Genomic DNA, 15,144 nt, shown 5'->3' on the forward strand with positions numbered 1-15,144 from the left:
GAGCGGTAGTTCAGTCGGTTAGAATACCTGCCTGTCACGCAGGGGGTCGCGGGTTCGAGTCCCGTCCGTTCCGCCACTTATTAAGAAGCCTCGAGTTAACGCTCGAGGTTTTTTTTAGTCTGTATTTCTATTTTTGCTAAAATCGCAAAAATCCTCTGCGTTTTACGCTCTTTTTCCGCAACAGTCTGAAGCCCATAATCATCTCAGTTAACGAACATAGCATTAAAAGAGGCATATTATGGCTATCCCTGCATTTGGTTTAGGTACTTTCCGTCTTAAAGACGACGTTGTTATTTCATCTGTGAAAACGGCGCTAGAACTTGGCTATCGTACAATTGATACCGCACAAATCTATGATAACGAAGCGGCAGTAGGTCAGGCGATTACAGAAAGCGGCGTGCCACGTAATGAACTCTACATCACCACTAAAATCTGGATTGAAAACCTCAGTAAAGACAAACTGATCCCAAGCCTGAAAGAGAGCCTGCAAAAGCTGCGTACCGATTATGTTGATCTGACACTGATCCACTGGCCGTCACCAAATGATGCGGTATCAGTCGAAGAGTTTATGCAGGCGCTGCTGGATGCGAAAAAACAAGGGCTGACGCGTGAGATCGGTATTTCCAACTTCACGATCCCATTGATGGAAAAAGCGATTGCTGCTGTTGGTGTTGAAAACATCGCCACCAACCAAATTGAACTCTCTCCTTATCTGCAAAACCGTAAAGTGGTGGACTGGGCCAAACAGCACGGCATTCATATTACTTCCTATATGACGCTGGCATATGGTAAAGCCCTGAAAGATGAAGTTATTGCTCGCATAGCAGCAAAACACAATGCGACCCCGGCACAAGTGATCCTGTCGTGGGCTATGGGGGAAGGTTACTCGGTGATTCCATCTTCTACCAAACGTGAAAACCTGGCGAGCAACCTGCAGGCAGTTAATTTACAGCTTGATGCCGAAGATAAAAAAGCGATCGCCGCACTGGATTGCAACGACCGCCTGGTAAGTCCGGAAGGGCTGGCTCCTGAATGGGATTAAGCCTCTCTGACAGCTCCTCCGGGAGCTGTTTTTACATGCTCGCTAAGGAAATCGATAAAGGCCCGGATGCGCGTACTTACTGCACGGTCGCTGTAATAGACGGCGCTAAAGGGCATTTCTACCGGCAGTACTTTATCTGCCATTAACTCCACCAGTTCACCACGAGCAATTTCTCTGTCGATCATATAGTCGGACAAACACGCAATTCCATTGCCACTCAGGCAAAGCTGTTTCAGCGTTTCTCCACTATTGGATGACAAACCGTACTGCACTTCATGTAATTGCCCATCACTACAGGCTATAGGCCAGGTATTGAGGGAAGCGGGTTCAGTGAATCCCAGGCAAACATGTTGCTTTAAATCGTCAATAGTTTCTGGCTTGCCATAGCGGGCAATATAATCAGGGGAGGCGATAATTTTTCGATAACTGTTAAACAATGGCCTGGCACGTAAACTGGAATCTGTTAACGTACCGGCGCGAATCGCGACGTCCACTTTTCTTTCAATCAAATTAATAATCGTCTCAGAGGAGACTAACGACAAAGTCACCTCCGGATACCGTTCACGAAATGGCTTAATTAACGGCATTAGAAAGTGCAGCACCACGGGAGTTGCAGCATCGATCCGTAACAGTCCGCGCGGCGTATTACGCGTCTCCATAATTTCTGATTCAGCCGCAGCCATCTCCTGCAAAATCAACTGCACGCGACGAAAATAACGCTCGCCTTCTTCCGTCAGGCTAAGTTGTCGCGTGGTGCGATTAAGCAAGCTTACGCCGAGTTTCATTTCCAGCTTCTTTACTGCCCGGCTTACCGCTGAGTTCGCTTGCCCTAATTGTTCGGCTGCCCGGCTAAAGCTTCCGCTTTCGACAACCGAAACAAAAATAGCGAGTTCTTCCGACGTAGCTTTCATTTTTGCCTCTGTCGCAAATATAAGAGAGATTGTGGATTTATTTGTTATTAAACCATTCGGGTAGGTGATATGTCATCCGATTTAATGAGCTCAATAAAGAGTAAAATTCAGTCCGGCGTAAGTACTTGCTTACATAACAATCTACAATTGCTCGTTGAAAGAGTGAGTTAAAATCCCTATAACAGTAGAACCCTCCTGAATGCGGAAGGGGTGACGTAATAGAGGTTTCAAAGTCAAAAGTGCGAAAAAACACCTATGCCATGCGCTATGTTGCCGGACAACCTGCGGAAAGGATTTTACCGCCGGGGTCTTTTGCGAGCATTGGCCAGGCATTACCGCCCGGAGAACCGTTAAGTACCGAAGAGCGTATTCGGATCCTGGTGTGGAACATATACAAACAGCAACGTGCTGAATGGTTGTCTGTACTGAAAAACTACGGCAAAGATGCACATCTGGTTTTATTACAGGAAGCGCAAACAACGCCAGAGTTAGTAGAGTTTGCGACTGCTAACTATCTTGCTGCCGATCAGGTACCCGCTTTCGTGCTGCCGCAGCATCCTTCCGGTGTAATGACCCTTTCGGCGGCGCATCCCATTTATTGCTGTCCATTACGTGAACGTGAACCTATTTTACGTCTCGCGAAATCCGCGCTGGTGACGGTCTACCCTTTACCTGATACCCGCCTGTTGATGGTCGTCAATATTCACGCCGTCAATTTTAGTCTGGGCGTAGATGTTTACAGTAAGCAGTTACTTCCTATTGGCGATCAGATTGCCCATCACAGCGGCCCAGTCATTATGGCGGGAGATTTCAATGCCTGGAGCCGTAGAAGGATGAACGCGCTATATCGCTTTGCGCGGGAAATGTCGCTGCGCCAGGTGCGTTTTACTGATGATCAGCGTCGACGGGCATTTGGCCGACCGCTTGATTTTGTTTTCTACCGTGGTTTGAACGTCAGCGAAGCTTCTGTACTGGTGACGCGCGCTTCTGACCACAATCCGCTACTCGTTGAATTCAGTCCCGGCAAGCCTGATAAATAAGGTATGTCAGGTCTGCCACAGGGCAGACCAACGTTTGGCACTGCCCTTTTATACTCAAACAACAAAAGGACAGCGCAATGGCAACAAAATCCCACCATAACCACGTAGAAAAGCAGTTTAGTTCTCAAGCCAGCGAATATCTGACCAGTACCGTACATGCTTCCGGGCGAGATTTACAGCGCCTGGCGGTGCGTCTGGCTGATTATCCTGATGCGAGTGTACTCGATATGGGTTGTGGAGCAGGGCATGCCAGCTTTGTCGCTGCGCAAAACGTGAAAGCGGTGGTGGCGTATGACTTATCTGCCCAAATGCTGGATGTCGTTGTACAGGCTGCCGAAGCCCGACAACTGAAAAATATCACCACCCGTCAGGGGTATGCCGAAAGTCTGCCATTTGCCGAAAACTCCTTTGATATTGTTATCAGTCGTTATTCTGCCCATCACTGGCATGATGTTGGTGCAGCGCTGCGAGAAGTTAATCGGGTATTGAAGCCTGGTGGTCTGCTGATTGTGATGGATGTCATGTCGCCAGGGCATCCGGTACGCGATATCTGGTTACAGACGGTAGAGGCGTTACGCGATATATCGCATGTGCGTAACTACGCCAGTGGTGAGTGGTTGACGTTAATTAATGAAGCCAATTTGGTTGTTGGTAATTTAATTACGGATAAATTACCGCTGGAATTTTCTTCATGGGTCGCGAGAATGCGCACGCCAGAAGTGTTAGTGGACGCTATTCGCGTTTACCAACAGAGCGCATCGACTGAGGTGAAAACGTATTTTTCCTTGCAGCAAGATGGCTCTTTCACCAGTGATATCATCATGGTGGAAGCACATAAAGCGGCATAAATAAAAAAGGCACCGGGGGAATCGGTGCCTTTTTGTTATCTGGTTTGTCAGGAGTCTGGCATGTTGTTGTTTTTCACAAACAACGTCAGCTTATCGCCTGGTTGCAGATTCGCAGTATCACTATTCCAGCGCATTACATCTTTGATGTTTACGCCGTGGCGTTTAGCAATGCTTGAAAGCGAATCACCTTTGCGCACACGATACGTAATGCTGTCACTGTTGTTTGCCAGTCGCTGTGCACTACTACCTGCACCAATCGTCAGGCTTTGGCCTGGTTTCAGCTTAGAACCGCGCAGATTGTTCCACTGCTGCAAATTCTTTGTGCTTACGCCGAGGCGTGAAGCGATGCTTGAAAGCGTGTCGCCAGAGCGCACAGTGTAAACACGACTGTTAAGCGGCGTATTGTCGGCAACCAGTGTCGACTGTACAGCAGCAATTTCGCCGGAAGCCAGAGATTCACGCAGTTGATCTGCATGCTTCTTTGGCACCATCACGTACTGTGGACCACTTGCGCCCAGCGTGGAGCCTTTCACGCCAGCGTTGAATGTCTTCAGCTTGCTGACGGAAATTCCCGCCATATCTGCAACCTTCGCCATATCAACCGGGCTACTTAGGTGTACACGCGCCAGAGCACGGCTTTCATCGGTCGTTGGCAGACGTACGCCATAACGTTTGCTGTTTTTGAGAATATCGCTCAATGCCAGCATTTTAGGCACGTACTGCTTCGTTTCCTGCGGCAACGGTAACGACCAGAAGTCCGTGGATTTTCCACGTGCTTTGTTCGTTTTAATTGCCTTCATGACTCGACCTTCGCCGCTGTTATAAGCCGCTACGGTCAGAAGCCAGTCGCCGTCAAACATCTTGTTCAGACGCTGCATCATGTTCAGCGCGGCAGTTGTTGAAGCAACAACATCGCGACGCGCGTCATAATTGCGGGTCTGTTTCAAACCATAATTGCGCCCCGTACTCGGAATGATCTGCCAAATGCCTGCGGCATTGGCGCCAGACGTCGCGTGAGGATCAAAAGCGCTCTCCACTATGGGTAGTAGTACCAGTTCCATAGGCATGTTACGTTTTTTAACTTGCCCGGCTATCCAGTACATATACGGCTCTGCCCGTAAAGTTACATCGTGGAGATAGCTCTTATTGCGTAAATATTTCTGTTTCTGTTCGCGAATCCGGTCGTTTTCCGGAATTCCCATCTTTAGCTCGTCGCCTATGAAAGCCCACAAGTCACCATCTGGCGCGATAGACGTCCCATCGTCCATCCATCGTGCCTGACTTGTAAACTTTGCTGCTTCCCCTTGACCAGCTGCAGAAAGGCTCTGTGCGTGCTGTTGGACGTTACCGGTACTCTGGCAACCCACGAGCAGGACAGAGGCGAGTAATATCGCTTTTGCCTTCATGTGTGTGTCAATAGTTGCTTAAAAGACGACCGATCATAACGGCGAACGAAGCCGATGACAAGAAAGTTTTATCAGAATCTATCTTTCTTTGACCTTAACCAGGCAAAACGCTCCTCAGGTTGTTGCAATAATGTTTCTTTATTAATTACATTAATCAAATCAATATCTTCTGTTCTTAAAAAAACATTAATTTTCCGCTCATTTTTCAGAATTACGGGGAGTGTTATTTGATTTTTTGCCCGTAACTCAATAACTTTACGATAATAATCATTTATGGACAAATCGTGCGGAAGAATACTCAAGGCAAACTTCATATTTGATAAAGTATATTCATGAGCACAACATACCAGGGTATCGTCAGGTAGAGCACTTAATTTTTTAAGTGATTGATACATTTGAGAAGCTGTGCCTTCAAATAAACGCCCGCAGCCACCAGAAAAAAGAGTATCACCGCAAAATAGATAAGGATTACTGAAGTAACAGATATGTCCTAAAGTGTGACCTGGTGTAGCAATTACACTAAATTCATGCCCCAAAACGAAGGCGGTATCGCCATCTTTGACTACCTGCGTTGTTCCCTTATCTTGTGTCTCTTGTGGACCGTAGACCACAATTTGCGGAAACTTTTCCACCAGTTCTTTCACGCCGCCAACGTGATCGTGATGATGGTGTGTGAGAAATATTGCCTCCGGTTGCCAGTTGTTGGCAGCAATGGCCTTGACTACCGGCTCCGCTTCTCCAGGATCGACAATCAGGCAACGGCCTGCTTCATCAGTCAAAACCCAGATGTAATTGTCATCAAAGGCGGAAATACTGTTAAGATTCATAGATTACCTCTCAGTGTGAAACGGAAGGTTGTGATGAAACCGGCAAGGAACCCTCAAACAGTCGTGGCTCCTGATTGCTGGGGCGATTTGCCCTGGGGAGAGCTTTATCGCAAGGCGCTGGAGCGCCAGCTCAACCCATGGTTCACGAAAATGTATGGTTTTCATCTGCTTAAGATTGGCAATTTAAGCGCAGAAATCAATTGCGAAGCGTGCGCGGTTTCTCATCAAGTGAATGTTTCTGCGCAAGGAACACCCGTCCAGGTGCAGGCAGATCCGCTTCATCTTCCTTTTGCTGATAAATCCGTCGATGTTTGTTTACTGGCACATACGTTGCCATGGTGCACCGATCCGCATCGTTTATTGCGTGAAGCCGATCGGGTATTGATTGATGATGGCTGGCTGGTAATTAGCGGCTTCAATCCCATCAGTTTAATGGGATTACGCAAACTTGTGCCGGTATTGCGAAAAACATCGCCCTATAACAGCCGGATGTTTACCCTTATGCGGCAACTGGACTGGCTCTCTTTGTTGAATTTTGAAGTGCTACACGCCAGCCGTTTCCACGTTCTCCCGTGGAACAAACATGGTGGAAAACTATTGAGCGCGCATATTCCTGCGCTTGGTTGCTTACAACTTATCGTTGCCCGGAAACGGACTATTCCTTTAACTCTCAACCCGATAAAACAGAGCAAAAACAAACCGCGAATTCGCCAGGCGGTCGGCGCCACCCGGCAATTTCGTAAACCACAGGCTTAAACTTCTGCTTGATAACCTGTATCTTCTAGCGTGGGATTCATTGCCGCAGCACGTGCCAGTTCATCACAGCGTTCGTTTTCTGGATGCCCGGCATGACCTTTTACCCATTCCCATTTGATTTGATGCTGCCCCAGTGCTGCATCAAGACGTTGCCAGAGATCAACATTTTTTACTGGTTTTTTATCTGCTGTTTTCCAGCCACGTTTTTTCCAGTTATGGATCCACTGGGTGATCCCCTGGCGAACGTACTGGCTGTCGGTACTCAGAATGACTTCACAGTGTTCTTTTAACGCTTCCAGCGCGACAATAGCGGCCATCAACTCCATACGGTTGTTGGTGGTACGGGTGTAGCCAGCGCTAAACGTTTTTTCGCGTCCACGATAGCGTAAAATAGCACCGTAACCTCCCGGTCCTGGATTACCCAGACACGAACCATCGGTGAAAATTTCTACCTGTTTAAGCATCTCTGGTAGACTTCCTGTAATTGAATCGAACTGTAAAATGACAAGTCTGACATAAATGACCGCTATGAGCACTGCAATTACACGCCAGATCGTTCTCGATACCGAAACCACAGGTATGAACCAGATTGGCGCGCACTATGAAGGCCACAAGATCATTGAGATTGGTGCCGTGGAAGTGGTGAACCGTCGTCTGACGGGCAATAACTTCCACGTTTATCTGAAGCCCGATCGGCTGGTGGATCCAGAAGCCTTTGGCGTACACGGTATTGCCGATGAGTTTTTACTTGATAAGCCCACGTTTGCCGATGTGGCTGATGAATTTATGGATTATATCCGTGGCGCGGAGCTGGTGATCCATAACGCCGCGTTCGATATCGGCTTTATGGACTATGAGTTTTCTCTGCTCAAGCGGGATATTCCGAAGACCAATACCTTCTGTAAAGTCACCGATAGCCTTGCGGTAGCGAGGAAAATGTTTCCCGGCAAGCGCAACAGCCTCGATGCGTTATGCGCTCGCTACGAAATAGATAACAGTAAACGTACGCTGCACGGGGCATTACTCGATGCCCAGATCCTTGCTGAAGTTTATCTGGCGATGACAGGTGGTCAAACGTCGATGGCTTTTGCGATGGAAGGAGAGACACAGCAGCAACAAGGTGAAGCAACAATTCAGCGTATAGTGCGCCAGGCAAGTAAGTTACGCGTTGTTTTTGCGACAGATGAAGAGCTTGCCGCGCATGAAGCCCGTCTCGATCTGGTGCAGAAGAAAGGCGGAAGCTGCCTTTGGCGGGCCTAATTAACCGTTTAAGGCGCTAAAAATAGCAGGTTGGGCGATTTTTGCAGCAAACGATTCAAAAGAAGAGAAAAACCGTTGACGAAGGACGAGGCAATCCGTAATATTCGCCTCGTTCCCAACGGAACACAACGCGGAGCGGTAGTTCAGTCGGTTAGAATACCTGCCTGTCACGCAGGGGGTCGCGGGTTCGAGTCCCGTCCGTTCCGCCAAATTCACTCATGAAAATGAGTCAGAGAACCTCAAAATTTTTAATTTTGAGGTTTTTTTATATTTAAATTCTGCCATTTCTTCATTCAATAATGTTACTCTGATATAAATGCGTTAACCGCGTATTATAGTCCATTTGTAATTATTCAACATTATTATAATTATCCAATTTAAATATATTCATACATTATGAATTTTATTTTTATATTGATTTAATGAATTTATGTTTATCATTATTTTGGTTTGTTCTGATTCAAGTAGAGTATATAATTAGAACTCGTTATCAGTGCTAAACATTATAATTATTATGACAGGCGAGGGATTGTCCGATTATGAATTCAAAAACGACTTGTTGCATATGCTTATTGTTCTCGCTTCTCTCGGGATGTTCCTCTGAATCTCCTATTGATGCAAAGAAAAAAAAAGCCCCAGCTACACAAAGTAATATTAATAAAAACGCTCCCCAACAACTGACAGACAAAGACCTGTTTGGTAATGAAACCACTCTGGCTGTTTCCGAGGAGGACATCCAGGCTGCCCTTGAGGGAGAGGAGTTTCGCGTTCCTCTTAATTCACCTGTAATTCTTGTTCAATCAGGTAGCCGTGCACCGGAAACCATCATGCAGGAGGAGATGAGAAAATATTATACAGTTGCCACATTTTCTGGCATTCCTGACAGGCAAAAGCCTGTAACTTGTAATAAAGACAAAAACAAAGACGAAAACCAGAATGTTGCAGATGCTGAAAATATGAACTGGATGCAGGCACTGCGTTTTGTTGCGGCAAAAGGCCATCAGAAAGCGATTATTGTTTACCAGGATACGCTGCAGACAGGAAAATATGACTCTGGATTGAAATCAATAGTTTGGTCAGATTATAAAAATCAAAAATTGACTGATACGATGTCACTGCGTTATTTGGTGCGCTTCACGTTGGTGGATGTGGCTACAGGTGAGTGGGCTACCTGGTCGCCGGTGAATTATGAATCGAAAGTGATTTTTCCGCAGATAGGGAATAAAAATTCTGGCAGCCTTGATGTGGCAGAACAGCAGGTTTCGCAACTTAAGCAGAAAACGTACGCAGCAGTGGTTAAAGATCTGGTGAATCGCTATCAGTAGTCAGGTTTAATACCAGACGTTTTAATGGTACTTAGCAAGAAGGGGTATTTTTTCTATTCTACAGTCTGGAGCAAGTCTGTTAATTGATTTAACATATATATTTTTCTTCAGTAGTAGTAAGAAGCCGTTTTAAAGTTATTTATTGCCTTCTCAATATATAAGCTGAGGATCGAGTTTTCGGTTGAACTGTCAAAAATACATCATATAAATCTATAAAAACAGCCGGTACGGTTAATCAAGAATTTTTATTCGTGATTAACCGTACTTTATCATTTTATCCTATAATATTAAGCTGTCTTTTAAAGATATATCAATAATGCAGATGAAAGACTCCCCTGGCAACTTAGAAAATCCGTTCACTCCAAAGGCTGTATGCACTGGTTCCGGCGACACTGTGCTCCCAGTTGATACTCTCATACGTAAATGATACAGACTCTTCCGGCTGCCCAGGGCTGTCGGTAATGGTGTGGGGAACGGTAAGACCGATGTTTGAGATCCGGGCGTTAGTCAGTTTCAGCTTGTAGTACGGTTCATTAATACCAAAGCGGTTGGTGCGGTAGAATACAAAATCACAGGTCAGGCATTCATTTTCTGAAATGGCCTTTCCCAGCAAGGGGGAGGATTTGTCCACCGGTTTCGTGATGGTCAGCTCCTGATGGTTGACGTTCTGCGCGCGGCTCAGACCATGCAACAATGAGGTCACCATGATTTGATCCTGATGTGCAATTTGGGCTTTGTTACCGATGGACGGCATAGATGAACATCCGGACGATATCAGACCCTGAAGTTCTCCGTTTAGTGTCAGATAGACGGGATTTGCCATTGTTATTCTCCTTAACCTCAATGAGTCGGAGGGACTGGCCCGGTTCTGTTATCCGATGCCATATCCTGTCCGGTATTTTTCAGCAGCAGCCAGCGGCTTAACAGCCCGTCCAGCCGTTCGTGGATCTCTTTTTCCAGCACCTGTGTGTCCTGACCCAGTGCACGAGTCTCCTGGTACTGCGTCAGAATGTATTCCAGCGGTGTTTCCTGATTAAGTAACCGTTCTGCCTGCCAGGTCACCGTTTTGATATATGAGAGGGTGAATCCCTGTTTCTCCGTCTCCTTCTTCATCATCAGATCCGCAAAGTCCCGCAAATTCTTCCGCGCTTGTTGCCAGCCCTTCATCTGCGGACTGGCTTGCGCCCGGTTTCTCAGCGTGTTACTCCACGTTCGGCTGGCTTCCTGCTGTTGTAGGCTTTCCGGCCAGAGGGAGTCTGCGGTGTGCATCATCTGCATTCCGGTTTCTAGCGGCTGTAGTGGTGGGGCATTCAGAAGCCGTTGCAGGTAAAGTTCATAATCCTTTATTGTCGGTGAGGTCAGCCAGACTGTGGCGGCTCCCTGTGCAGTATCCCTGACCTGCGCAAGCTGCTGCTGCATTGGGGACGCCTGCCACCACCACAGCGCTGCGGCGAGAACGGCAGTAGTGGCGGCACCGGCAACAAAACCTTTTACCATGCCGCCCTGTCTGGCGTTGTCGGCGTTATCTGCCACACCGCGCACTTCTACTCGCATTTTCGGCAGGTCGGGAAGGGGAGGCATGGCTTCCACTGTCGCGGAGTCTGTGCTTTCCGGCGCATAGACCAGCGTTCTGACCCTTGTCTGCGCCGCCCTATAGGTATGATTTCCGGGCTGCGGTTCAAACCGCTTGCGTGTGTTCTGCACAAAATAAAGCAGGTTTTCCACGCGCGGCTGGCGCTTCAGTTCCACCTGCTGGAGCTTGTCGCAGATAAGCTGCAAAGCCCGTTCCGTGCGGTAGAGCAACGGCAGATCGTCTTCGGAAAAAGACACCTGTTGACGCAGGATATTGCCGGTGCGGGTGTTGAACCAGTCCAGCATCTCAGTTCGCGCCGGGCCACCCTGCGGCCAGAATTTATCCCATTCGTGGTTGATCATCGCCGCCAGCAGTTCCGCTCCTTCACAGAACCCTGCCAGTCCCTGATTACGGGTACGCGCCAGCGTATAGTAGGTGGCGGTATGCAAATCCACCCCGTTGGCCTTAAAAATCGACAGCGCCAGCGATTCCACCAGTTTCCAGTTCAGCTCCGGCTGTGACGGGTGGTTAGCCTTGTTAATTTCTTCGCGGATGGCGCTGAACTCCGGCAGGGCACGCGGATCGCTGCCGGTAACGATAGTTTGTGTCAGTGCGTTGTTGCTCATCACTATCCCCTTAATACAACGTATCCGGTAAACGGAACTGGCTGAACAGACCGCCGGTGAACGGGTTATCTTCGGTATCCACATGCACCCGGTAAACCATCGCGCCGCCGTCCACGTTAAAGCGCACGTTAAAGGTGTCACTGGTCACGTTGGTCAACTGGCCCGCGCCGAACAGGCGGAACTGCGCCCACGGTCCACTGAAAGCGATACTGCGCGGTGCTCCGCCGCTGGTGCCAATCAGCGTCAGCTTGCTTTCATTGCCTTCGCGCATGTTGTTCGGCCAGACCAGATGGGCGGTGTAGTTGCGTCCCTGGCTGTAGTCCACTAACTGGCCGTCCAGGTTCAGAACGCTGCGCCGTTTATTGCCGGAAAGCGATACGGTTTCCACGGCAAACTGTGCGCCCAGCCCGTTCTGCTGGCTGAAGAAGATGTCGCGGATTTTCTGCGCGGTATCCAGTTGTTGCCGGATATCTTCACGGATCAACACTCTGCCGTCCTCGCCAAAGGCCAGATCGTTTTCCAGGAACAGGCGCAGGTTGTCTTTGTAGAAGGCGTCCAGAATGCCATCCGGTTTAAAGAAACGCTCAAACGCATCCAGTGAGGCATCCTGTGGGGCGCGTGGATTAAACGGATAATTGTCGGCAAGCTGTTCGTTGAAGGGTTTCACTACATTGTCGCGCCAGTCCACTTCCATGTAATGAACGGCTTCCACCATCACCACATGCCAGGCCTGATCCGCCAGCTTGCCCACCCAGCGGTTAAGCGGCGCAGGCAGGGTTTTCGCCATCTGGCGGGTGGCGAAGATCGGATCGCTGTTGTTTTGATCCAGCCGCAGTTGTACTGCTTTCAGCGCCGATTTTCCCGGCACCGGCGCGTTCTGGATCGCCAGCAGGTAACGGTGCAGATCGGTCAATTGCTGGTACACGGCCTGTAGCGTACTCGCCTTGTCCTTTTGCTCCTCCAGTGCGCTGTTTTCCGATGCGAACTCATGCCCCAGCCGGGACAAGAGGCGGTAATCCAGCTCATTTATCGCCGCCTCCCGCTCCTTATCATCCAGTTTTCCGGAGAGCGTCAGCGCGTGAGTATTATCGCGCAGCGCCGTCAGCGCACGCTGGAACGGTTGATCACCGCTGATAATCTGCTCCAGCGCGTCGGTTAGCTTCGGCATGGCCTCATAATCACGCACGTTGAGGTTATCCATTCCGGCACGCCAGGTGGCGATATAGTCACTGATGTACTGTTCGGTGATATGGCGCTGGATCTCTTCACGATCGGCCTCGCTGTAGGCGACGCTTTGCGTCAGGTTCAGCACCCACGAATCCAGCGCGGTCAGCTCAACGAGGCCCTCACGCTGTTTGACAAAATAGCTTTGCAGGCCATAGCGGGTAAGAAATTGTGGGATCACCAGTTTTTCATCATTACCAGCGACGAAAACTTTGTCGAAGGTGGGGCCAACCTGGTCGCGCAAATTCAAATCGGCGGGCAACACGCTTAATGCTTTGGTGCGCAAGGTCTGGTAGACACGCTGGTATATGGGCAGTTTGCTCAGTTCATGTTGCGCATTAATGACCGGTTTGCCATAGGGCGTCCAGCGGCTGATAGCCTCGCTGTCGCCGCTCTGGCGCTGTGCGTGCCAGTCGGTATGCTCCAGCGCGTAGTCTAAATGCGCCATTAGTTGCGCCTGAATATCACGCTGACCGTGAAATTCATTGCTCCAGCGCCGCGCCATGTACTGTTTCACCACCTCGTTATTGCGCCCACTTTTGTCTTCCATCATTCGCAGTACACGCAACACGGAGAGCTTTTCTTCGCTCCCTGGTGGGGCATTATTCAGATCCCGAATCAGGCCGTTCATTAACGAGGGAAGATAACGCTGCTCAAGAAGCTGAATGTAGGTTTGCTCCACATACGGCCCTACGCGGACGCCCTGGTACAATCCCATATCCGCCAGAAAACCGTGATCGCGGTAATCTCCGTAGGCGAGGGTGGCATCGCGTACCGGATTAAGTAGCGGCAGTTGCAGATTGCCGAATTCATCCGTTCCCTGTGGGGGATGTACGTCCATAAAGGCTTTAGCCTGTGTGAGTACGTTAATGCCGGACTGCCAGTTCTGGTTGTAATAATGATGCCAGCCACCGACCAGCAATGCGGCCAGCGCTGCGCCACAGGCTGAAAAGCCGCCCAACCTGCGGCGGGAGCTGTTCAGCCAGACACTGTTTTCACCCGCCAGGTTTGGCTCGGCCAGCAGGACTTCAGGGAAGAGGCGGCGGGTGAAATACGGCGTCGTCTCCACCAGAGGCCAGGTCGCCAGCGAGCTGTTGCCCAGCCCGTACTGGCGGGCGGCAGACTGCGTGAAAATATCATCCACCTGGCCGCGCTGTAGCGAGGACGTGAGCCAGACGCCGCGCAGCATTACGTCCATGTTCTCACCGTCCAGCAGTGCGGCAAGTAATGCGGTGACGATTTCTCCCGTTCCCTGCATCTGACGGGAGAAGCTGAACACGGCGCTGCGCAGTGCAGAACCGGTCTGCACGAGCATCAGGTCTGACAGGGCCAGGTTCATCTGTTGCCCCCATGTCTGCCAGAAGGCGCTCAGCTCGCTGCGCCAGTCATCGTTTTCATGGGCGCGGCGGGTAAACGTAACGCCGAGGATCGCATCGCGGTCTTTTTTATCCAGCGAATGGAACAGCGCGGCAAAGCCGGTCAGTAGATCCAGCCGGGTCAGTACCACATAAACGGGCAGTCGGCAGTGCAGGCACTGGCGGATCTCCTGAAGTTGCTGACGCAGATTTTGTACCAGTACTTCGCGGCGGGGTTTATCCGCCGTCAGCAGATCGGGAAGATCGATGGCCAGGATCAGACCGTTGAGCGGCTGGCGCGCGCGCGCCTGCATCAGCCAGCCCAACCAGTGTTCGCGCAGGCGGCGGTGGAGCAGATCATCACCGCCGGGAGAGGTTAGTACGCCGTCTACATCGAAAATCACCGCCTGGTTGCCCACACGCGGTGTGATCAGCGGGTGGTATTCCACTCCCCGGATACTTTCCGGCGTGTAAATAATGTCAGACGGAAAACCCTCGCGCAGCAGAGTGCTTTTGCCGCTGCTGGCTGGACCAATGACCATATACCACGGCAATTGCCACAGATAGCGGCGGTTATCCAGATGGCGACGCAGGCGCAGCAGCCAGTGATCCAGATATTGTTGCTGGTGGTGGAGTTCCACCGTTAGTGGATCTTTTTCTTCCTCGCGCTGTTGTTTCTGTTGTTTTTCCAGCTTTTGTAGACGCTTCATAACCCGCCAGGTGAGCCAGATCAGAGCGATAAGCCCCCAGACGGCAGTCGCCAGCCAACGGTTTGTTAGAGGCACCAGCCAGTGCTGCTCATAGAGCGTCCATTTCGGGCCTTGCCACCAGATCCACACCAGCAGAAAAACCCATGCCAGAGCCAGTAGCCAGGCGGCGGAAACTTTAAACCGCGGCATCGCTGGCCTGAGAGCCGATCTCAGCGTGCTGAACAGTCGGGATGTCGGAAAT

The 15,144-nt window shown here is 49.9% G+C and carries 13 protein-coding genes and 1 tRNA gene; 7 read left to right on the top strand and 7 right to left on the bottom strand.

What is annotated here, in order from left to right:
- The first annotated feature begins 238 nt into the window (after positions 1-238).
- Positions 239-1,042: a 2,5-didehydrogluconate reductase DkgB gene (gene dkgB / locus H9644_RS20880; protein ID WP_064530360.1), complete on the top strand. Its 804-nt coding sequence runs from the start codon at positions 239-241 to the stop codon at positions 1,040-1,042.
- On the opposite strand, the gene yafC is transcribed toward dkgB, so the two are convergent.
- Positions 1,039-1,953: a DNA-binding transcriptional regulator YafC gene (yafC, locus tag H9644_RS20885; RefSeq protein WP_064530359.1), complete on the bottom strand. Its 915-nt coding sequence runs from the start codon at positions 1,951-1,953 to the stop codon at positions 1,039-1,041. The two genes, dkgB and yafC, sit on opposite strands and share 4 nt — an antisense overlap.
- Before the next feature lie 239 nt (positions 1,954-2,192).
- Between yafC and H9644_RS20890 the strand changes: the two genes are divergently transcribed.
- Entirely contained in the window at positions 2,193-2,993 is an 801-nt protein-coding gene (locus H9644_RS20890) for an endonuclease/exonuclease/phosphatase family protein (protein ID WP_064530358.1), read from the top strand.
- Positions 2,994-3,070: 77 nt separating this feature from the next.
- Entirely contained in the window at positions 3,071-3,841 is a 771-nt protein-coding gene (locus tag H9644_RS20895; protein WP_064530357.1) for a class I SAM-dependent methyltransferase, read from the top strand.
- 47 nt (positions 3,842-3,888) lie between these two features.
- Here the strand turns inward: H9644_RS20895 and mltD are convergent, their stop codons facing one another.
- The gene (mltD, locus tag H9644_RS20900; protein ID WP_064530356.1) at positions 3,889-5,247 is read right to left on the bottom strand and encodes a murein transglycosylase D; all 1,359 of its coding nucleotides are present in this window, start codon (positions 5,245-5,247) and stop codon (positions 3,889-3,891) included.
- A gap of 71 nt (positions 5,248-5,318) precedes the next feature.
- The gene (gene gloB / locus H9644_RS20905; RefSeq protein ID WP_064530355.1) at positions 5,319-6,074 is read right to left on the bottom strand and encodes a hydroxyacylglutathione hydrolase; all 756 of its coding nucleotides are present in this window, start codon (positions 6,072-6,074) and stop codon (positions 5,319-5,321) included.
- A 33-nt stretch (positions 6,075-6,107) separates the two neighbouring features.
- Between gloB and H9644_RS20910 the strand changes: the two genes are divergently transcribed.
- The gene (locus H9644_RS20910; RefSeq protein ID WP_064530354.1) at positions 6,108-6,830 is read left to right on the top strand and encodes a class I SAM-dependent methyltransferase; all 723 of its coding nucleotides are present in this window, start codon (positions 6,108-6,110) and stop codon (positions 6,828-6,830) included.
- Here H9644_RS20910 and rnhA read toward each other — a convergent pair.
- Positions 6,827-7,294: a ribonuclease HI gene (gene rnhA / locus H9644_RS20915; protein ID WP_000917882.1), complete on the bottom strand. Its 468-nt coding sequence runs from the start codon at positions 7,292-7,294 to the stop codon at positions 6,827-6,829. The two genes, H9644_RS20910 and rnhA, sit on opposite strands and share 4 nt — an antisense overlap.
- Positions 7,295-7,358: 64 nt before the next feature.
- On the opposite strand from rnhA, the gene dnaQ reads away from it, so the two are divergent.
- The 3 genes from dnaQ to H9644_RS20930 all read left to right on the top strand — a co-directional run bounded on the left by dnaQ (position 7,359) and on the right by H9644_RS20930 (position 9,415).
- Positions 7,359-8,090, top strand: a complete 732-nt coding sequence (gene dnaQ, locus H9644_RS20920) for a DNA polymerase III subunit epsilon (RefSeq protein WP_010379295.1) — start codon at positions 7,359-7,361, stop codon at positions 8,088-8,090.
- 132 nt (positions 8,091-8,222) lie between these two features.
- Positions 8,223-8,299: transfer RNA gene (locus H9644_RS20925), tRNA-Asp, on the top strand.
- A gap of 330 nt (positions 8,300-8,629) precedes the next feature.
- Entirely contained in the window at positions 8,630-9,415 is a 786-nt protein-coding gene (locus tag H9644_RS20930) for a hypothetical protein (protein ID WP_064530353.1), read from the top strand.
- Between the two features lie 343 nt (positions 9,416-9,758).
- On the opposite strand, the gene H9644_RS20935 is transcribed toward H9644_RS20930, so the two are convergent.
- The 3 genes from H9644_RS20935 to tssM are packed head-to-tail and all read right to left on the bottom strand — an operon-like array spanning position 9,759 to position 15,092.
- Positions 9,759-10,238, bottom strand: coding sequence for an Hcp family type VI secretion system effector (locus H9644_RS20935; RefSeq protein WP_064530352.1), 480 nt, complete (start codon positions 10,236-10,238; stop codon positions 9,759-9,761).
- 17 nt (positions 10,239-10,255) lie between these two features.
- Positions 10,256-11,614 (bottom strand): VasL domain-containing protein, encoded by a 1,359-nt coding sequence (locus H9644_RS20940; RefSeq protein ID WP_191776415.1) that lies wholly within the window; start codon positions 11,612-11,614, stop codon positions 10,256-10,258.
- A gap of 10 nt (positions 11,615-11,624) precedes the next feature.
- Positions 11,625-15,092, bottom strand: a complete 3,468-nt coding sequence (tssM, locus tag H9644_RS20945; RefSeq protein ID WP_191776419.1) for a type VI secretion system membrane subunit TssM — start codon at positions 15,090-15,092, stop codon at positions 11,625-11,627.
- Positions 15,093-15,144: the final 52 nt, after the last annotated feature.

Source organism: Escherichia whittamii, from assembly GCF_014836715.1.
GTDB lineage: Bacteria > Pseudomonadota > Gammaproteobacteria > Enterobacterales > Enterobacteriaceae > Escherichia > Escherichia whittamii.